This is a genomic window from Kitasatospora sp. NPDC004531, assembly GCF_053602195.1.
The window spans coordinates 34890-53535 of sequence record NZ_JBSGDD010000024.1; the positions used below are offsets into that span (position 1 = coordinate 34890).

The following is an 18646-nucleotide window of genomic DNA, read 5'->3' on the forward strand; positions in this document are numbered from 1 at the left end:
CACGATCGGTGTGCCGATCGCCGCCGACCCTGAGCCCCAAGGTGCCGCATGACCGAGTCCGTCCCGCCCGAGCCCTCCGCCGAGGACGCGCCGGCACCCGTCAAGAACCCGTGGGCCTTGCCGGACCCGACCGCCGCTCCCGGCCCGGCCCCGACCGGCGTCCACTGGCCGCAGTACACGCCGCCGGCCCCGGAGCCCCGGAACGGCCTGGGCGTGACGGCCCTGGTGCTCGGCATCGTCGCGGTGCTCCTCTCGCTGCCGCTGGGCCTGTTCTGGGTGACCTGGCTGCCCGCCCTGCTCGCGGTGCTCTTCGGCTGCATCGGCCTGAGCCTGGCCCGCCGCAATCTGGCCACCAACCGGGGCATCGCGCTCGCCGGCACCGTTCTCGGCGGGATCGGCCTGCTCGCCTCCCTCAGCACCGGCGCCCTCGCGATCACCACTGCAGCCTCCGACATCCGCGCGCACGACCGCACGGTGAAGCAACACCAGCAGGAGGACGCCGAGCAGCGCCGCCGCACCAACGAGGAGTGGCAGAAGTACGCCGACGAGCAGGCGGCCAAGGCCGCCGACGAGCGGGCCCGCCGCCTGTCGTTCGGCGGCTCCTACACCTACCCCGACGGCCTGAAGGTCACCATGGCCCCGCCGACCGCCGTCACCCCGGTCCGCACCCCCGGCAGCACGCTCCCCGAGGACGCGACGTTCGTCCAGATCCAGGTGACGGTGGTCAACACCGGCTCCGCCGAACTGTCCCTCTACGGCTCGGGCCTGCTCATCGTCAAGGACTCCGGGGGCACCCCGCTCCACCCCACCTTCGACGCCGGCCGGTACACCTCCCTGCCGAAGTCCCTCGCCCCCGGCGAGGAAGCCACCGGGCTGGAGACCTACGGCCTGCCGAACGCCTCGGCCGACCGGTTCACCGTCCAGTTCACCCACGGCACCCGACTCGACCGCAAGGACGTCATCTGGTCCGGCGCCCCGCCGCACTGACCGCCACGACCACCTCGGGGCCCCTGCCGCCACCCACCGAGCGTCAGGGCATCAGCCGCAGCATCTCGGCCACCGGCAGCGCCGGATTCGCGGCGGCGGCCTGCACGGTCACCGGGTCCAAGTCGTCGAGCAGCGCCAGGAGTTGGTCGAGCGGCAGAGCCGGATGCGCAGCGGCCCTGCGGCGGGCGCGGGTGTCGCGCAGGCAGGCCGTGAGGGTGGGACCGTCCGCGGCGGGGTGGGCGGCGAGGGCGCGCAGGGTGGCGACGTTGTGGTCGGCGCGGACGAGTTCGGCGAGCAGCGCGGCACTCGCCTCGGGGTTGGCGGCGACCCCGGCCCCGACGAGGCGGCCGTGCCGCCGGTGCATGGACCTCAACTGCCCGTCGTCCAGCCCGGGGTGGGGTGCGACGGCGGCGGCCACCTTGGCGACCGGGTCCTCGGCGAGCCGGTCGCGGACGGCGGCGGGCAGGTCGCGGCGCAGCGCGGTGAGGCGGCGCAGTTCGGGGTCGGCGGCGCCGGCGAGCGCGTCCAGTTCGGCGTCGGTGGCGGCGGCGATCCGCGGCAGCAGCTGCGGACCGAGCCCGACCGTGCCGCACACCCGCTCCAGGGCGTCCAGCGGGATCCCCGGGTGCTGGGCGGCGCTCCGCCGCACCTCGTCGGACGGGTCGGCCGCCAGCTGCCGGACCAGTTCCGCCCCGATCGCCTCGTTGCCCGCCACCGCCGCCCGCACCCAGATCGCCGGGTCGGCGGCGAGCGCGGCGTACGCGGGCGCGGGCAGGTCGGTGCGCGAGGCGAGTCGCTCCCGCAGGAACGGCGACGGGGCGTCGAGGTGCGGCAGGACGTCTTCGACGGACGCAGCCGGATGTCCGAGCGCGGCCTGCAGAATCGTCTGCCGCGCGAACTGGTGGCTCCCGTCGCACGCCGCCCCGCCCGGCAGGGCGCAGTCCGCGTCCGGGCAGTCCGGCGGATGCACCCACGGGACGGGATGCCGCTTGCAGACGTCACAACCGGCAAGCGGGGGACGGTTGTTGATCAGGTCGGCCAGAACGGCCGACGGCGCGTCCTCGTTGACGCCGAGCGCCGCCCGGACGTGCTCCGACGGGTGGGCGGCCAGCAGGGCGGCGATCTCCGGATCGGCCGTCGACTCGGCCAGCTCGACCACCACCGCGAGCTCGGGGTCGTCCGCCAGTCGCCGCGAGACCTCCGCCGGCAGCACCGGGCAGCGAGCCAACTCCTCTTTCAGCCCCGGGAGTTCGACAAGGACGTGGGCCCACTGCACGGGCGCCGCCCCGGCGCGCAGCAGCGCGAGCGCGGCGACGGGCCGCCGCGCCGGATCGACCTGCCCGGCCGTCAACTGCCCGCTCTCCACCAGCTCCCGGGCCTCCACCACGCCGCACTCCGCCAGCGCCGCCACCTGCCCCGCCGTCAGCCCGCTCCGCCCGGCCAACTCCATCGACAGCTCCGGCACCCCCACCAGCCGGTCCACCGCCTCCGCAGGCAGCCCCGGATTCTCGGCCAGCCCGGCCCACACGTGACGACGCATCCCCGCATCCTCCCCGAACACGCCCACCACCGCCGAGGAATTTCGCCTGCACCGACCGTCGGCTGGCTCGTCCACTGGAACTCCGCGGAGTACGCGCGCACCCGCGACATGCGCCAGAGCCTGGTCGGCGGCGGCCCGTACCTCGTGGACCGGCACGACGGAAGCATCCACTTCGTCCCCGTCACCACGTGGTTGACCGAGGACTGGGAGGAGCTCTACCTCCGGCAGGTCAAGGGCGTCAGGACACCTGACCCGCTGGTCTCCGCGGTCCGCTCACTCGTGCTCTCCGTCGGGGTCGTGGCCGCGATGAGCCACCTGCGCAAGCAGGCTCCGCGACTGAGCCTGCAGGAGGCCAAGGCCTACGTCCTGGACCTCCGAGACGGAGCCGAACCGTCGCAGGAGCTGGTGGACCTCACCCGAGAGCCGGAGCGGTGCCCGCCGCTGCCCATCCGCACGCTGGTCGGCCCGGTTCGGCGGAAGTCCGAGTGAGGGCCCGAGATCCAGGTGACGCCAACCGGCCGACGGAGCCCCGGTGGCCCGCCTACGGCTGTGGCCGCACTGCCGACGCGGGCAGATCGAGCACGCGGGCAACGGCCGCGACGACGGGGGCGGAGTGCTCGGGCAGCTGCCGACGTGCCCAATCGGTCGCCAGCGCAAGGAAGTTACCCAAGTCCCGTTCCGCACCCGCGAGCAGGCGGCGCAGCTCGGCCGGGGACAGCTCGATCACCGGGCTGTCGCGCTGCTCGGCGTTGACGGTGAGCCGAACCGTCTCCCCGTCCCGTTCCGCGACCGGCGACACGGGCTCGTGCCCGAACCAGAGCCGGCCGCCGTCGCTGTCGACGAGCGCGTGCCAGTCGCGCCAGTCCTCCAGGCCGTCACAGCACCCGGGCGCGACGAGGTCGAAAGGTCAGCAGGCCGTGCAGGAAGGCTTCGAGCGGGCCGGTCGGCCGTGGCCCGCAGCGCCCCAAGTCCGCACCCTCCAGCCGCCGCGCGAACGCCGCTCCGTCCAGCAACGCCAACGCTTCCGGGCCCGGAGCCCGTGCGATCCCCCGGCGCCTGACCCCTCGTCCGAACGTCGTGGAACTGGCGAGGTGTGTTCCGCGGTACCGGGAATGGGTGGCCGGCACGGCCGGTTGGAGCTGGCGGGTGGGCGGAGCGGCGGGCGTCCGGCGATGCGGACCTGCCGGTGGTTCGGGTCACGGTGACGCCGAGCAACGGTCGATGGGGGTGGGTGTTCGTGGAGCTGGGTGTCTACGGCCTGAGTGCCAAGGCGACGTTGGGGCCGGCCGATACGGCTCGACTAGCCCGCCGGGCAGAGGAGTTGGGCTACCGCTCCTGGTGGGTGGGGGACCACGTGGTGCTGCCCAGCCCCCGGGTGCCCGAATCGCCGATGGCGCCCACCGACCCGATTCTCGATCCCCTGGTGCACCTGTCCTATGTCGCCGCGCTGACCGAGCGGATGGAGCTGGGCACCGGAATCCTCATCCTGCCGCAACGCAATCCGGTGGTGCTGGCCAAGCAGGTCGCCAGCCTGGACGTGCTCTCCGAGGGCCGGCTGCTCCTGGGCGTCGCACCCGGCTACCTGGAGCCGGAGATGGCCGCGGTGGGCGTGCGGCTCTCCGAGCGCGGCGCCCGCACCGACGAGTACCTGGACGCGATGCGCCGGCTGTGGACGGAGCAGGAACCCGCCTTCCACGGCCGCTACGCGAACTTCGAACGCGTGGACGCGCACCCGCGCCCGGTGCGCCCGGACGGCCCGCGGATCGTGATCGGCGGGCACAGCCCGGCCGCGTACCGGCGGGCTGTCCTCAAGGGCCACGGCTGGATCGGCAACGGCAGCTCGCCGGACGACCTGGCCCGCCACCTCGAAGGACTGCGCAAGGCCGCGGCCGAGGTCTCCCGGCCGGCGCGGCTGGGCCCGTTGCAGATCAACTTCATGCAGATCGACCCGGTCGAGGTGGACGCGGACAGTGCGCTGCGCTACGCCGACCTCGGCGTCGACCGGCTGCTGCTCTACCCGCTGCCGCTGGAGGACCCGGCCGAGGTGGAGGCCTTTCTGGAGAGGCACGCCGGCCTCCCCCGCTGACTGTCCGGGCCACCGGCGCGGCCAGGTGACGTCCGGTCCGTGACGAGTCGCCTGCTCAGCCGGTGCCCTTCCACCCTCACGGCTTCTTCGGCGGCCCGCGCACCGAAGGCCGCTGCGCCGGCGACGCAGGCGGAGTTCGCCCGCACCGGCCCGATCGCCCACCGCCTCCCACTGCGCCCGGCCGCGCCGCGCGCGTGGGAGCGCGCGGGCCGGCCACGCCGCCGCAGGAGGCCGCACGGGCTGCCGGACGTGCGCACCGGGCCAGGTCCGCAAGCGGCTGATCGCCGAACAACTCCTGCGCGGCGCCCGCAGGTTGGCCCGCATCGGCGACATCCTGCACCGCCGTCCGCCCGGCGTCCGTCCGCCCACCCGGGCCGCCCGGCACGACCGCCTCACCACCTGCGGTCCTGACGAACCCCCGTGCAGTCCGGGCCACCGCAGCGCTCGTGGACATGCCCCCAGGAAGACCCGACGGGCCGCCCCACCCGCACCAGCCCCGCCGCCCCGCCGCCCGGCCCTGCCCGCTGCTCCCGCGGCGCGCCCGGACGCCCTCACGTTCCCCGTAAGCCGCCGACTCAACCTGTCGGATACCTCCAAACCCGCCGCACCCGAATCAGTACCGCCCAGCACCCGAACTCCCCTCCCCAGCTTGGCAGAGTGGCCATCAGTGACCGCTCCGGCCGACCGCCGACAGCGGACCTTGTTGTGCCATCTCCACAAAGGGAGCTCCACCGTGCACATGGAAACCGACAGCGTTCTGGTCACCGGCCTCGGCGCCACCACCCCGCTCGGCGGCACCGCCCCGGACACCTGGCGGGCGATGCTGGACGGCCGCAACGGCATTCGGGCGATCGACCGCCCGTGGGCGGCCGACCTGCCGATCCGGATCGCGGGCCGACTCGCCGTCGAGCCGTCCGAGGCGTTGGACCGCGTCGAGGCCCGACGCCTCGACCGCAGCGAGCAGTTGGCGCTGATCGCGGCCCGCGAGGCGTGGGCGGACGCGGGCCGGCCGGAGGTGGACGGCGAGCGGCTGGCGGTGGTGATCGGCACCGGCACCGGCGGGGCGGTGACCATGCTGGAGCAGGACGACGTGCTGGAGCGCTCGGGCGTACGCAAGGTCTCGCCGCACACGGTGCCGATGCTGATGGCGAACGGTCCGGCCGCCTGGGTCTCGATCGACCTGGGGGCGCGGGCGGGCGCCCACACTCCGGTCAGTGCCTGCGCGTCCGGCGCGGAGGCGGTGGCGCTCGGCCTGGACCTGATCCGCCTGGGCCGCGCCGACGTGGTGATCGCGGGCGGCACCGAGGCCTGCCTGCACCCGCTGCCGCTGGCGGGGTTCGCGCAGGCCCGCGCGCACTCGCTGCGCAACGACGCCCCGGAGCGCGCCTCCCGCCCGTTCGACCTGGACCGGGACGGTTTCGTGATCGGTGAGGGCGCGGCCGTACTGATCCTGGAACGCGCCTCGCTGCGGCCGGGCCGGCGTGCCTACGCGACCCTCGCCGGGGCCGCCGTCACCTCGGACGCCCACCACATCACCGCCGGCCACCCGGACGGGCAGAGCCGTGCGGTGCGCCGCGCGCTGGCCGAGGCCGGCCTCGCCCCGGAGCGGATCGGCATGGTGCACGCCCACGCCACGTCCACCCAGAAGGGCGACCTCACCGAGGCGGAGACCCTCGCCCGGGTGTTCGGCGCGCACCGCCCCGCCGTCACCGCGACCAAGTCGATGACCGGCCACCTGTTCGGCGCGGCGGGCGCCCTCGCCGCACTCGCCACGGCGTACTCCCTGCACGACCAACTCGTCCCGCCGATCCGCAACTTGACCGCCCCGGACCCGGCCGCCGACCTCGACCTGGTGACCGTCGCCGCCCGCACCGTCACCGCCGACGCCGCCCTCACCAACGCCTTCGGCTTCGGCGGCCACAACGCGAGCCTGGTCTTCACCCGCCGCTGACCGGACCGGCCCGACCGCCCGGGCCACCCGCCGCCCACCTCCCGGCGACCGGCCCGACCCGGCCCGCCGCGTCCAGCGCCTCCGCGAGCGCCGTCAACTCCCCTGCCCGCAACACGCGTTCGGTCGGCGGGAGCGGCACGTGCAGCGGCGAAAGCCACTCCTCGGGTATCGCCCCGACGCCGTACACGGCGCCCGCGAGGGCGCCGGTCACGGCGGCGGTGGTGTCGGTGTCGCCGCCGAGGTCGACGACGGCGCACAGCGCGGCCGGAAAGCTGTCGGTGGTGCGCAGCGCCCAGAGGGCCGACCCCAGGCAGGGCCAGACCGCGCCGTTGGACTCGGTGGCGAGGGCGGGGTGCCAGCCGTCCGCGAGCACACCGGCCCAGCGTTCGCGGTGCTCGTCGCGGACGGCGGCGAGCGTCGCCGGCACCGCGCCGAGCGGGTCCTCGCCGTCCAGGGCGCGGCGCAGCAGCTCGTGCAGGATCGCCGTGCCCTCCCATGCGGCGCCGTCGCCGTGGGTGAGTGCGGTGATCCGCCGGCCGGCGTCCATGGTGGCCTCCCGTCCGAGCGGTGCGAACCGGACGGCAGCGGTGGCGGCCCGCATCAGCGCGCCGTTCCCGGCGGCCCGGCCCTCGGTCTGGAAGTGGATCTGCGCGGCGACGTCCCACGGCAGGCCGCTGCCGAGGACGCACTCGGTGAGGATGCCGATGTCCTTCGGGTCGCCAGCCGCCCACGCCCGGAACCGGTCGAACAGCTCGGGCAGGTCGAGTCCTCCCGCGTCCAGCAGCGATTCGCCGAGGTGGACGGCCATCTGCGTGTCGTCGGTGGCCTCGCCGGGCTCCCAGCCGCCGCCTCCGCACATCGCCGAACCAACCGGAAAGCGCTTTCCCTCCCCCTCCACCACCCCAGCCCCGTCGCCACCCCGCGCGCCGCCCGCCCCACCCCCACCTGCCGCCGAACCAACCGGAAAGCGCTTTCCCCCACCAACCGGAAACCGCTTTCCGAACACCCCCGCAGCCCCGAACTCGAACGGCGCGCCCAGCGCGTCCCCCACCGCCGACCCGAGCACCGCCCCGACCACCCGGTCCCGCCGCCGCATGCCGCCTCCCCTCGCCGCCACCGTCCGGTGGGCGGTCCGGCCCCTCCGATAGCCTGGGGGCACGATGAACAACTCTTTCACCACCGCCTGGGGCACCTTCGAGCTGGCCCGCTTCCCGGAGCACCCGCGCGAGCAGCTGCGCGCCTGGGACGCCGCCGACGAGTACCTGCTGCGGCACCTGAAGGAGGGGCCGGGCGGCAGCGGACCCGTCCCGCTCGACGGCGCGGTGGTGGTGCTCGGCGACCGCTGGGGCGCGCTGTCCACGGCGCTCGCGGGGCCGGCCGGACCGCTGACGGCCATCACCGACTCGTACCTGTCCGCCCGGTCGATCGCCGCCAACCTGTCCCGCAACGGCGTGGCTCCGGCGTCGGTGGACGTCCGCACCACGCAGGACGAGCCGCCGCGACGGATCGACGTGCTGCTGGTCCGGGTGCCCAAGAGCCTGGCGCTGCTGGAGGACCAGCTGCACCGCCTGGCCCCCGCCCTGCACGAGCACTCCCTCGTGCTCGGCGCCGGCATGGTCACCGAGATCCACACCTCCACCCTCCAGCTGTTCGAGCGGATCCTCGGCCCGACCCGGACTTCGCTCGCCGTCCGCAAGGCCCGCCTGATCCACACCACCCCGGACGAGTCCCTGGTCCGCCCGGCCAACCCGTGGCCGCTGCGCTACCGGCTCCCGGACGACATCGGCGTCCTGTCGGGCCGCCAGGTCGCCAACCAGGCGGGCGTGTTCTGCGCCGACCGCCTCGACATCGGCACCCGCTTCTTCCTCCAGCACCTCCCCGACCTGCGCGACGCCCGCCGGGTGGTCGACCTCGGCTGCGGCAACGGCATCGTCGGCACCGCCGCCGCCCTGGCCGCCCCGCACGCCGAACTCCTCTTCGTGGACGAGTCGTTCCAGGCGGTGGCGTCCGCCGAGGAGACCTTCCGCAGCAGCCTCGGCCCGGACGCCCGCGCCGAGTTCCTGGTCGGCGACGCCCTCGCGGACGTCCCGGACGCCTCGGTGGACGTGGTCCTGCTGAACCCGCCGTTCCACTCCCACCAGGCCACCACGGACGCCATCGCCTGGCGGATGTTCACCGGCGCCCGCCGCGTCCTGCGCCCGGGCGGCGAGCTCCGCGTGGTCGGCAACCGCCACCTCGGCTACCACGTCAAGCTGCGCCGCCTGTTCGGCAACTGCCGCACGGTGGCTGGCAGTCCGAAGTTCACCGTCCTCAGCGCCGTCCGCCGCTGACCTCCCCCGGACCGCGAACCGCCGCCGCAGGCCGACAGAAAACCGCCCCCGGGCGCCCGCGCCAAGCTCGCGTCCGGCCGCCCCCGGGCGGAAGGTTGGACCATGCGGAGACTCATCTACGGCATGAACCTGACCCTGGACGGCTTCATCGCCGCCCCCGGCGACGACATCGGCTGGAGCGGGCCGCCGAGCCCCGAGCTGTTCCGGTGGTGGCTCGACCACGAGCGGGCGAGCAGCCTGTCGCTGTACGGGCGCAAGCTGTGGGAGACGATGAGCGCCTACTGGCCGACCGGCGACCAGCAGCCCGGCGCGACCCCGGCGGAGGTCGAGTTCGCGCGGAACTGGCGGGCCACACCGAAGCTGGTGTTCTCCTCGACGATCACCGACGTCGACTGGAACACCCGCCTGTTCGCGGGCGACGCGGTCCCCGAGATCAGGCGCCTCAAGTCCGAGGACGGCGGCCCGATGACCATCGGCGGCGCCACCCTCGCCGGGGCGGCCATGCGCGCCGGACTGATCGACGAGTACGTGATCGCCACCCACCCGGTCCTGGTGGGCGGCGGCACCCCGTTCTTCACCCCGCTGGACGGCTGGGTGAACCTGAGCCTGCTGGAGACCCGGACGTTCCCCGGCGGCGTGGTCCTGACCCGGTACGGGACGAGGCACCCGACGGGCCGCTGAGCGCCTCGCCGGCCCTGCGGCCCGAGCGTCCGCCAGGGGCCGACGTCGGACCCGTCCGGCCGGTGCCCTAGGGTGAGCGCCGTTTCGCCGTGGACGCCTGAGCTGTCGACCGACCCGCGGCCGAGCACCACCGCCCAGGGGAGGCCGACCCATGAACACCGCACCGCCCGCCCCGGGAGCCCCCGCTCCCGAGGCCCCGGCGCCGACCTGCTTCCGACACCCCGCCCGCGAGTCGTACGTGCGCTGCACCCGCTGCGACCGCAACGTCTGCCCGGACTGCCGGCGCGACGCCGCGGTCGGCTACCAGTGCGTGGAGTGCGTCAAGTCCGGCCACCAGGGCGTCCGGCAGGCCCGCACCGCGTTCGGCGGCCGGATCACCTCCCGGCCGTACGCCACCCTGGTGCTGATCGCGCTGAACATCGCCGCCTACGCGCTCGAACTGGTCCGTCCCGCGACGGTCTCCCAGTTCGACATGCTCGGCTCCGGCCTGCTCCCCGACCACCCGGGCGACGACCCGAGCGACGTGGCGACGCTGTTCCACTGGGCCGGCGTGGCGCACGGCGAGTGGTACCGGATGCTCACCGGCGCGTTCCTGCACCTCACTCCGGACGCGAACACCGCCTTCGGGCCGATCGCGATCACCCACATCGTGTTCAACATGTACTGGCTGTGGACGCTCGGCCGGGTCGTCGAGGACCGCCTGGGCGTCCTGCGCTTCCTCGGCCTCTACCTGCTGTCCGCCCTCGGCAGCTCGACCCTGGTCTACCTGCTCGCCCCGCACACCGCGGCCCTCGGCGCGTCCGGCGCGGTCTTCGGCCTGGCCGGCGGCTACTGGGTGCTCAGCCGCCGCCAGGGCTACGACCCGCTCGGCGGAAGCCAGTTGATGGTCACCATGGTGCTGTGGATGGTGGTCTCCGCCGGCTTCACCTCCTGGCAGGGCCACCTCGGCGGCCTGCTCACCGGCATCGCCTCCGGGGCCGCCCTCGCCGTCGCCCCGCGCCGGCAGCGCGGCCTGGTCCAGGCCGTCTGCCTGGCCGCCGTCCTGCTGCTGCTCGCCACCCTCGGCTACGCCGCCACCGGCCGCCTGGACGCTTTCTGACGGTCCGTCAGCCCGCGACGGTCTCCCGCACCGCCGCGCCGAGCAGCGCCGCCGCCTCCCGCAGCCGCTGCTCGGCAACTCCCGCGTATCCCAACGCAATTGCCGGGTCCCCGGGCGCGAGTCGCCCCGGCGCCACCGTCGCCACCCGCACCCCGCGGCGCAGCGCCGCGTCCGCCACCGCCTGCTCATCCGCGCCGTCCGGCAGGTCGACGTACAGGTGCAGCCCGGCGGCCACGCCCCGCGGTCGGGCCTGCGGCAGGCACCGCGACAGCGCCTCCACCAGGGCGTCGCGGCGGGCCCGGTAGCGGGGGCGGACGGCGCGCAGGTGGCGGTCGTAGCCGCCGCTCTCCAGCAGTGCGGCGAAGGCGAGTTGGTCGATCGCGCCGGTGCCCAGATCGGCGTACCGCTTGGCCTGCGCGAACTCCTCCACCAGGTGCTCCGGCAGTACCGCCCAGCCGAGCCGCAGCCCGGGCGCGAGCGTCTTGCTGAGCGACCCCAGGTACACCGTCCGCTCCGGCGCCAACCCCTGGACGGCGCCCAGCGGTTCGCGGTCGTAGCGGAACTCGGCGTCGTAGTCGTCCTCGATCACCAGGCCCCCGGCCCGCGCCCACGCGGCCAGTTCGGTCCGCCGCCGCGCCGACAGCACCACCCCCGTCGGGTACTGGTGCGCCGGCGTGACCAGCACGGCCTGCGCCCCGCTGGACACCAACTCCCGTACCACCAGCCCCTCTTCGTCCACCCGGACGCCCACCGGCCGCACCCCGTGCGCCCGCAGCAGCTCCAGCGTGCCCGGCGACCCGGGGTCCTCCACCGCGATCCGCCGCCGCCCGCCGGCCGCCAGCACCTGCACCAGCAGCGCCAGCCCCTGCCCCACTCCGCTGACGACGGCCACCCGTTCCGGCCGCGCCACCACCGCCCGCACCCGCCCCAGGTACGCGGCCAACTCCCCGCGCAGCTGCGGGAGTCCGGCCGGATCCGGGTACCCCAGCTCGCTGTTGGCGGCCCCCTGCAGGGCGCGCCGCACCGCCGCCGCCCACGCCGCCCGCGGAAACACCCCCAGGTCCGGCGTGCCCGGCTTCAGGTCGTACCGCGGCTCGGCCGGCGCCGCCCGCACCACCTGCCGCGGCCCGGCCGCCACCGCCCCCGCCGCGACCCGCGTCCCCGACCCGCGCCGCCCCACCAGGTAACCCTCCGCGGCGAGTTGCTCGTACGCCTCCACCACCACCCCGCGCGAGACCCCCAGCTCCGCCGCCAGCGCCCGGCTCCCCGGCAGCCGCTCCCCCACTCCCAACCGGCCCTCCCGCACCGCCCCCCGCAGCCCCCGCACCAGCCGCCCCACCAGGTCGCCGGACCCCGTGCCCCACTCGATCAGCAACTCCCGCATGCCTCCCATCATTTCGGACCCCGGAGCCGACCCGCCGCCAAGTGGTCCTCTCCACCGTCCCCTCAGTGGCCCTGGGAGCCGGACCACTGGGCCCCTACCGTCACAGCCATGCCCCTCACCACCCCCCGCGCCACCGGCACCGCTCACGCCGCCGCCTCCCTCCGCGCCGCCGCCGCGATGACCCTCCTCGGCTGCTCGACCGGAGTCACGGCCGCGTTCTCCAGCTACCCGGTCGCCGCCGGCCAGGCCCTCCGCTACGCGCTCGCCGCCGCCGTCCTCCTCCCGCTCGCCCGCCGCCGGCCGGGCCCCGGCGCCCGCCCCACCCGCCGCGACCTGGCGCTCCTGCTCGCCCTCTCCGCCACCGGCCTGTTCGCATTCAACCTCCTGCTGGTCACCGCCCTGCGCCACACCGACCCGGCGGTCGTCGGCAGCGTCGTCGGCTGCACGCCGCTCCTGCTGGGCGTCCTCGGCCCGCTGCTGTCGCGCCGCCGCCCGGCCGCCCGGCTGCTCCTCGCGGCGGTGCTGGTGGTGGTCGGGGCGGCGCTCACCCAGGGCTTCGGCTCCGGGGACGCCCTCGGGCTGCTGTGCGCGACCGGCACCCTGCTCTGCGAGGCCGCGTTCTCCCTGCTCGCCGTGCCCCTGCTGCCGCGGCTCGGCGCGGTGCGGGTCTCGGCGTACACCACCGCCCTCGCCGTCCCGCTGTTCGCCGTCACCGCGGCCCTGTCCGGCGTCCCGCCGCGCCTGCCGACCGCCGCCGAACTCCTCGCGCTGCTCTTCCTCGGCCTCCTGATGACCTGCGTCGCCTTCCTGCTCTGGTACTCGGCGCTGACCCGCCTGGCCCCGGAGCACGCGGGCCTGTTCGGCGGCCTGATCCCGCTCACCGCCGCCCTCTCCGGCGCCGTCCTCACCACCACCGCCCCGACCCCGCTCCAGCTCCTCGGCGCCGTCCTGGTCACCGCCGCCCTCCTCCTCGGCCGCCCCCGCCGGAGCGCCGACACCGACCCGACCACCGCCACCGACCCGACCACCGCCACCGCGCCCGCCCCCACCCCCGCCGGCTGACGCCACTCGTCCGGACGGCAGCCGCTGTCGCACCCCCGAACGCTCCCCCTAGGCTGGCCGCGATGACTCTCGACCGCCGCACCGTGCTGCGTTCCACCGCCCGCCTGGCCGCCGTCACCGCCACGGCCGGGCTCACCGCCACCTGCAGCGCCGCCACCGACGGCAGCCGCGACCACACCACCTCCGTCGCGGCCCGCCCCCAGCCCTCCCACCTGGCCGAGAGCACCCGGACCCCGAACGCCGAAGCACCCTCCGCGGCACCCGCCGAACCAACCCCCTCCGCCTTCGCCCTGCCGCCCCTCGCCCCCGACACCCCGCAGGAAGTGGTGCGCGGCCCGCACACCCGCCCCCGGCTCGCCCTGACCTTCCACGGCCAGGGCGACCCGGCGACCGCCACCGCCCTGCTCACCGCCGCCGAACAGCGCGGCGCCCGCCTGACGGTGCTGGTGGTGGGCAGCTGGCTGGACGAACAGCCGCAGATGGCGCAGCGGATCCTCGACGGCGGCCACGAACTCGGCAACCACACCCAGAACCACCTCGACATCTCCGCGCTGCGCCCGGAGCAGGCCCGCGACGAGATAGCCCAGTGCGCCGAACGCCTTGAGCGCCTGACCGGTTCGATAGGCCGCTGGTTCCGGCCGTCCGCCGCGCAGTTCGCCACCCGGATGGTCAAGGAGCAGGCGCAGCAGGTCGGTTACCAGCACATCCTGTCCTTCGACGTCGACCCGCTCGACTACACGGACCCGGGGCCGGACGCCGTCACCGGGCGAATACTGAGGTCCGCGTCCGCCGGTTCGATCGTCGCCCTGCACATGGGCCACCCGGGCACCGTCGCCGCCCTCCCGGCCGTCCTCGACGCGCTGGCCGCGAAGAACCTGCACGCGGTCACCGCCTCCGAACTCTGCTCGTAGCAGAGCCCCCTCAACTCCCCGTCCCCGCCCGTGCGATGCTCGCCCCATGCGCTATCTCTTCCTCGGCGCCGGCGCGGTCGGCGGCACCATCGGCGGACGTCTCCACCAGAGCGGCCACGACGTGGTCCTGGTCGCCCGCGGCCCGCACCTGGCGGCGCTGCGCGCGGACGGCCTGCGGCTGACCACCCCGGACGGCGCGCACCGGCTGCCCGTCCCGGCGATCGGCGGGCCGGAGGAGATCGACCTGCGGCCGGACGACGTGCTCGTGCTGGCGGTGAAGACCCAGCACTCGGCGGAACTGCTCGACCGGTGGGCGCCCCGCCCGGTCGCGGGCGGCGGCACGGCGGGTGAGCGGCTGCCGCTGGTGTGCGCGCAGAACGGGGTGGAGAACGAGCGTCTGGCGCTGCGCCGCTTCGCCCGGGTGTACGGGATGTGCGTGTGGCTGCCGTCCACGCACCTGGAGCCGGGCCGGGTCTCGGCGGCGGGCTCGCCGCGCTCGGGCATGCTGCACCTGGGCCGCTACCCGAGCGGGGCGGACGGCCTCGCGGAGCGGATCGCGGCCGACCTGGCCGACTCGTTCTTCGACGCGCCGGTGACCGACCGGGTGATGGACTGGAAGTACGCGAAGCTGCTGGGCAACCTCGGCAACGCCCTGGAGGCGGTGGCCGGTCCGATCGACGGCGAGCTGCGCAAGGGGGTCTGGGAGCGGGTGCAGGCGGAGGGCCGGGCGGTGCTGGCCGCCGCCGGCATCGCCCACCCGTCGGCGGAGCAGCAGCGCGCGGTGCGCGCCGATCGCATCACCCTGGCCCCGCTGGACGGCGCGGAGCGCGGCGGCGGTTCGTCCTGGCAGAGCCTGGTGCGCGGCACCGGCGACATCGAGGCGGACTGGCTGAACGGCGAGATCGTGCTGCTCGGCCGGCTGCACGGCGTCCCGACCCCGGTCAACGCCGCGCTCCAGCGCCTGGCCGGCGCCTTCGCCCGCGAGGGCCGCCCGGCGGGCTCGCTCCCCGACTCCGAGCTGGCCGCCCTCCTCGCGCACTGATCATCAGGCCATCGGATCGTCGTCCCCGTACGGCCGCAGCCGCAGCGTCCGCGCGTCCGCCGCCCGGATCGTCTCCGCGGCGGCGACCAGCGTCTCCAGGTTGTCGCGCCCGGCGTGCACGAAGCGCCCGTGCAGCGCGTCGAAGCGCCCGCGCGCCGCGTCGACGGTGACGGCGACCATGTACGGGATGGAGCCCCACACCGTGGTGTCCCGGAACATCGGCATGCCGGCCGTCATGTCGGTCTCGACGGCGCCGGGGCTGATGTCGAGCACCACGATGCCGTGCTGCCCGACCGAGTCGGCGATGTTGTCGGAGAGCCGCAGCAGCGCGCCCTTGGACGTCGCGTACGCGGTGTAGTTGCCGTCGGGCCGCAGCGCGAAGCCGCTGTTGAGGTTGACGACCCGGCCCCGGCGGCGCTCCACCATGCCGGGCAGCACGTGGCGCAGCAGGTTGTAGGGGCCGCGCAGGTTGGTTTCGACGACCTGCCACCACTGGGCGGGGTCGGTCTCCCAGATCGGCACCTCGGCGCGGTCGACCTGTCCGGCGTTGTTGACCAGCAGGTCGAGCGGGCCGAGGTCGCGCTCGACGGACCGGACGGCTTCGCGGACGGCGCCGGGGTTGCACACGTCGGCGGTGACGGCGACGCCGCGCGAGCCGTGGCGGACGCACTCCTTGAGGGTGTCGATCAGGGTCTGCTGGGTGCGGCCGAGCAGTCCGACGGCCATGCCCTCGGCGGCGAGGCCGACGGCGATCTCCCGTCCGATGCCGCGCCCGGCGCCGGTGACCAGTGCGACCTGCCCGGCGAGTGATCCGGTTCCCATCCGTCTGCTCCCTCCTGCGGCTGAACGTTCGCATTCTGGTCCCCGGCCGTGAGACGGGCGCGGGCGCACCGCCGACGCTCACCCGATCGGGAGCGCCCGGCCGGGGAGCCCGGCCGAGGAGCCCGGCCGGGACGGTCCGGGGTGAACGAGCGTTAAGGCAGGTAGTACCGTCGTCCGGGCGGACCGCCGGGCCCCGACCGGGGTGCGGCGGCCGTGACACCACCGGCTGGGTGACCCCCAGCTCCACGTGAAGGGCATCTGAGTGAGTGACATCGCGCGTGTCGGAGTAGTCGGCTGCGGCCTCATGGGGTCGGGCATCGCCGAGGTCTTCGCCCGTTCCGGCCTGGACGTGCTGGTCTCGGAGGCCAGTGGCGAGGCGCTGGAGCTGGGCCGGACCCGGCTGACCAACTCCCTGGAGACCGCCGTTCGGCGCGGCAAGCTGACCGAGGAGCAGCGCGACGAGGCGCTGTCCCGGCTGGCGTTCACCACCGACCTGGCGGACTTCCACGACCGGGACCTGGTGGTCGAGGCGGTCGCCGAGCGCGAGGACATCAAGGTCAAGATCTTCCAGACGCTGGACCAGGTGGTGGCCCGCCGCGACGCGATCCTGGCGTCGAACACCTCCTCGATCCCGATCGTGAAGCTGGCGGCGGCGACCGGCCGGCCGGAGCAGGTCATCGGCCTGCACTTCTTCAACCCGGCGCCGGTGCAGAAGCTGGTCGAGGTCATCCCGACGCTGACCACCTCGGCGGAGACCACCACCCGGGCCGAGCAGTTCGCCGTGGACGTGCTCGGCAAGGAGCCGATCCGGGCCCGCGACCGGGCCGGTTTCGTGGTCAACGCGCTGCTGGTGCCGTACCTGCTGTCGGCGGTGCGGATGTTCGAGTCGGGCGTGGCCACGGCCGCGGACATCGACAAGGGCATGGAGGCGGGCTGCGCCCACCCGATGGGCCCGCTGCGGCTGTGCGACCTGATCGGCCTGGACACCATCGTCTCGATCGCCGAGTCGATGTACGAGGAGTACAAGGAGCCGCTGTACGCGGCCCCGCCGCTGCTGTCGCGGATGGTGGACGCGGGCCTGCTGGGCCGCAAGTCCGGCCGCGGCTTCTACGACTACACCGCGTAGACCCGCTGTGCCCCGGCCGTCCCCCGCGCCACCGTGCAGGGGGACGGCCGGCGCCGGCTCAGGGTGTGGCGTAGCGGGCGATGTCGACCACCCGGCAGCTGACCGGGCCCTGGGGGTCGGCGGTGCCCTGGGCCTGTTCGAGGGCGTCCTGCGCGGGGGCGAGGGAGCTGGCGGCGGCGACGCCCTCGGTGATCTGGCGGCCGGCGCCGTCGAGGAAGGCCACCTGCACCACGTAGTTGCTGGTGGTGGCGGAGTGGTTGGTGATCCGGACGGTGGCCGCGGGCCAGTGCAGCTGGTCGTCGACGGCGCAGGCGGTGAGTTCGACGTCGCCGCTGCCCCGGTCGGCCTCGATCGCCAGGCCGTATCCGCCGTCGGCCGGCGCGCAGCCGGCCACCGCGAGGACGGCGGCCAGGCAGGCGGCGGTGACGGTCGCTCGGATGCGCATGGCTCCCCCTCGGAAACGGGCGCGGGTCGGTGTCGACGCTACCGATCGGCCGGGGCCCACTGTCCCAGTTGTGTCCGAGTTGTAATAACGGTGCGCACTATGTGTGTTGACGAACCATCGACAACCGTAAGCGCGCCCGGCCCCACCCGCGGTGGCCGGGCGCGCGGTCCGGGCGCGCTGTCCGGTGCTCGGATCAGCTGTTGATCTGGTACGAGTCCCCGTAGACCTTCCACTTCAGCGGCGGGTTGAGGTCGAAGTTCTTGGCGTTCAGGAACACCCGCTGCTCGGTGTCGACCCGGCTGGTGTCGGCGTGCGCCTCCTCCTGCTTCATGACCACCTTGCGGGCGTCCAGGAAGGCGTTCAGGTAGGCCGCCTCGTCGCCGCCCTGCGCGGGCGTCTTGGCCTTCTTCATGGCGGCGGCGCGGATGCCGCCGAAGGAGTCGGAGCTGTTGCCGGGACCGTGCATCACGATGGCGTCGTAGTAGACGAACTGGCCGAGCGCCCGCAGCCCGTCGGACTTGGCCTGCTTCACCGAGGGGTTGAAGTAGACCCGGTCGCGCTCGTCGTTCTGCGCGGTCTGGAAGACGCTGTCCTTGGCGGCGGTCTTCCAGTCGTTGACGAAGGCGCTGCCGAGGCCGGAGTGCGAGTCGCTGCCGTTGACCTTCTTCAGCGCGGGCAGGTACTTCGCCAGCACGTTGCCGGACTTGAGGTCGGTGTAGTGCTGCACCAGCTCCAGCATGTCGCCGGTGCCGGAACAGAAGCCGATGATCCCGGCCGTGTAGCCGCGGCCGTCGCCGATGTCCTCGATGTACCCGTACTGGGCCTTCCAGTCGAGCGAGGAGTTCTCCGCCGAGGACACCAGCTGCATGGCGATGTCCTTCTTGTGCGGGTCGTCCAGCCCCACGGACGCCGCGGCGGCGGTGCCCGTCCCGGCGGTGGCCAGGGTGAGCGGGAGGGCGGCGAACAGGACCGCGAGGGCGGCGCGGGTGGTGCGGTGCTTGGTCTGCATCTGACGCTCCGTCGGCCGGCTGCGGGCACGGGGGCGCCCGCAGGAGAGGGTTAGGAAAGTTTCCTAACCAGGATTGAAGCGCCCGCCCGGCGACCCCGCAAGACGTCCGACCGCAACTGACGGGTACTCGCCAACCGATCCGGCGGAAAACCGCTGGCCACCCGCCGCCGC

At 74.7% G+C, this 18646-nt stretch carries 18 protein-coding genes; 11 read left to right on the forward strand and 7 right to left on the reverse strand.

Going from position 1 to position 18646, the window contains the following annotated elements; all coding sequences use genetic code 11:
• The first annotated feature begins 48 nt into the window (after nucleotides 1-48).
• Nucleotides 49-987 (forward strand): hypothetical protein, encoded by a 939-nt coding sequence (locus tag ACWEMJ_RS13080; protein ID WP_452137088.1) that lies wholly within the window; start codon nucleotides 49-51, stop codon nucleotides 985-987.
• A gap of 43 nt (nucleotides 988-1030) precedes the next feature.
• Here the strand turns inward: ACWEMJ_RS13080 and ACWEMJ_RS13085 are convergent, their stop codons facing one another.
• On the reverse strand, nucleotides 1031-2527 hold the full coding sequence (locus ACWEMJ_RS13085; protein ID WP_452137089.1) for a hypothetical protein: 1497 nt from the start codon (nucleotides 2525-2527) through the stop codon (nucleotides 1031-1033).
• Between ACWEMJ_RS13085 and ACWEMJ_RS13090 the strand changes: the two genes are divergently transcribed.
• Nucleotides 2516-3016: a YrhB domain-containing protein gene (locus tag ACWEMJ_RS13090; protein WP_452137090.1), complete on the forward strand. Its 501-nt coding sequence runs from the start codon at nucleotides 2516-2518 to the stop codon at nucleotides 3014-3016. The genes ACWEMJ_RS13085 and ACWEMJ_RS13090 overlap by 12 nt on opposite strands.
• Nucleotides 3017-3068: 52 nt before the next feature.
• Here the strand turns inward: ACWEMJ_RS13090 and ACWEMJ_RS13095 are convergent, their stop codons facing one another.
• Nucleotides 3069-3326, reverse strand: a complete 258-nt coding sequence (locus tag ACWEMJ_RS13095; protein ID WP_452137091.1) for a hypothetical protein — start codon at nucleotides 3324-3326, stop codon at nucleotides 3069-3071.
• Nucleotides 3327-3764: 438 nt separating this feature from the next.
• On the opposite strand from ACWEMJ_RS13095, the gene ACWEMJ_RS13100 reads away from it, so the two are divergent.
• Together ACWEMJ_RS13100 and ACWEMJ_RS13105 are read left to right on the forward strand one after the other, a co-directional pair.
• On the forward strand, nucleotides 3765-4613 hold the full coding sequence (locus ACWEMJ_RS13100) for an LLM class F420-dependent oxidoreductase (protein ID WP_452137092.1): 849 nt from the start codon (nucleotides 3765-3767) through the stop codon (nucleotides 4611-4613).
• A 739-nt stretch (nucleotides 4614-5352) separates the two neighbouring features.
• Complete coding sequence (locus ACWEMJ_RS13105; RefSeq protein WP_452137126.1) at nucleotides 5353-6564, forward strand: beta-ketoacyl-[acyl-carrier-protein] synthase family protein; 1212 nt, start codon at nucleotides 5353-5355, stop codon at nucleotides 6562-6564.
• On the opposite strand, the gene ACWEMJ_RS13110 is transcribed toward ACWEMJ_RS13105, so the two are convergent.
• On the reverse strand, nucleotides 6551-7660 hold the full coding sequence (locus ACWEMJ_RS13110; RefSeq protein WP_452137093.1) for an ADP-ribosylglycohydrolase family protein: 1110 nt from the start codon (nucleotides 7658-7660) through the stop codon (nucleotides 6551-6553). The genes ACWEMJ_RS13105 and ACWEMJ_RS13110 overlap by 14 nt on opposite strands.
• A gap of 64 nt (nucleotides 7661-7724) precedes the next feature.
• On the opposite strand from ACWEMJ_RS13110, the gene ACWEMJ_RS13115 reads away from it, so the two are divergent.
• The 3 genes from ACWEMJ_RS13115 (at nucleotide 7725) to ACWEMJ_RS13125 (ending at nucleotide 10674) form a co-directional block, all read left to right on the forward strand.
• On the forward strand, nucleotides 7725-8894 hold the full coding sequence (locus ACWEMJ_RS13115; protein WP_452137094.1) for a methyltransferase: 1170 nt from the start codon (nucleotides 7725-7727) through the stop codon (nucleotides 8892-8894).
• Nucleotides 8895-8996: 102 nt separating this feature from the next.
• Entirely contained in the window at nucleotides 8997-9575 is a 579-nt protein-coding gene (locus ACWEMJ_RS13120; protein ID WP_452137095.1) for a dihydrofolate reductase family protein, read from the forward strand.
• A 151-nt stretch (nucleotides 9576-9726) separates the two neighbouring features.
• On the forward strand, nucleotides 9727-10674 hold the full coding sequence (locus ACWEMJ_RS13125; RefSeq protein WP_452137096.1) for a rhomboid family intramembrane serine protease: 948 nt from the start codon (nucleotides 9727-9729) through the stop codon (nucleotides 10672-10674).
• A 7-nt stretch (nucleotides 10675-10681) separates the two neighbouring features.
• On the opposite strand, the gene pdxR is transcribed toward ACWEMJ_RS13125, so the two are convergent.
• Nucleotides 10682-12058 carry a MocR-like pyridoxine biosynthesis transcription factor PdxR gene (gene pdxR, locus ACWEMJ_RS13130; protein ID WP_452137097.1) on the reverse strand — a complete coding sequence of 459 codons (1377 nt, stop codon included), beginning with the start codon at nucleotides 12056-12058 and terminating at the stop codon, nucleotides 10682-10684.
• Between the two features lie 108 nt (nucleotides 12059-12166).
• Here pdxR and ACWEMJ_RS13135 point away from each other — a divergent pair, with 108 nt between their 5' ends.
• The 3 genes from ACWEMJ_RS13135 (at nucleotide 12167) to ACWEMJ_RS13145 (ending at nucleotide 15073) form a co-directional block, all read left to right on the forward strand.
• Nucleotides 12167-13120, forward strand: a complete 954-nt coding sequence (locus ACWEMJ_RS13135) for an EamA family transporter (RefSeq protein ID WP_452137098.1) — start codon at nucleotides 12167-12169, stop codon at nucleotides 13118-13120.
• Between the two features lie 62 nt (nucleotides 13121-13182).
• Nucleotides 13183-14031, forward strand: a complete 849-nt coding sequence (locus tag ACWEMJ_RS13140; protein WP_452137099.1) for a polysaccharide deacetylase family protein — start codon at nucleotides 13183-13185, stop codon at nucleotides 14029-14031.
• Nucleotides 14032-14077: 46 nt separating this feature from the next.
• Nucleotides 14078-15073, forward strand: a complete 996-nt coding sequence (locus ACWEMJ_RS13145; RefSeq protein ID WP_452137100.1) for a ketopantoate reductase family protein — start codon at nucleotides 14078-14080, stop codon at nucleotides 15071-15073.
• A 3-nt stretch (nucleotides 15074-15076) separates the two neighbouring features.
• Here ACWEMJ_RS13145 and ACWEMJ_RS13150 read toward each other — a convergent pair whose 3' ends face one another.
• Nucleotides 15077-15895: an SDR family NAD(P)-dependent oxidoreductase gene (locus ACWEMJ_RS13150; RefSeq protein ID WP_452137101.1), complete on the reverse strand. Its 819-nt coding sequence runs from the start codon at nucleotides 15893-15895 to the stop codon at nucleotides 15077-15079.
• Nucleotides 15896-16157: 262 nt separating this feature from the next.
• On the opposite strand from ACWEMJ_RS13150, the gene ACWEMJ_RS13155 reads away from it, so the two are divergent.
• A complete protein-coding gene (locus ACWEMJ_RS13155; protein WP_452137102.1) occupies nucleotides 16158-17021 on the forward strand; it encodes a 3-hydroxybutyryl-CoA dehydrogenase in 864 nt (287 codons plus the stop codon).
• A gap of 58 nt (nucleotides 17022-17079) precedes the next feature.
• Here ACWEMJ_RS13155 and ACWEMJ_RS13160 read toward each other — a convergent pair whose 3' ends face one another.
• A complete protein-coding gene (locus tag ACWEMJ_RS13160; protein ID WP_452137103.1) occupies nucleotides 17080-17466 on the reverse strand; it encodes an FxLYD domain-containing protein in 387 nt (128 codons plus the stop codon).
• A 193-nt stretch (nucleotides 17467-17659) separates the two neighbouring features.
• Complete coding sequence (locus ACWEMJ_RS13165; RefSeq protein WP_452137104.1) at nucleotides 17660-18475, reverse strand: chitosanase; 816 nt, start codon at nucleotides 18473-18475, stop codon at nucleotides 17660-17662.
• Nucleotides 18476-18646 lie beyond the last annotated feature (171 nt).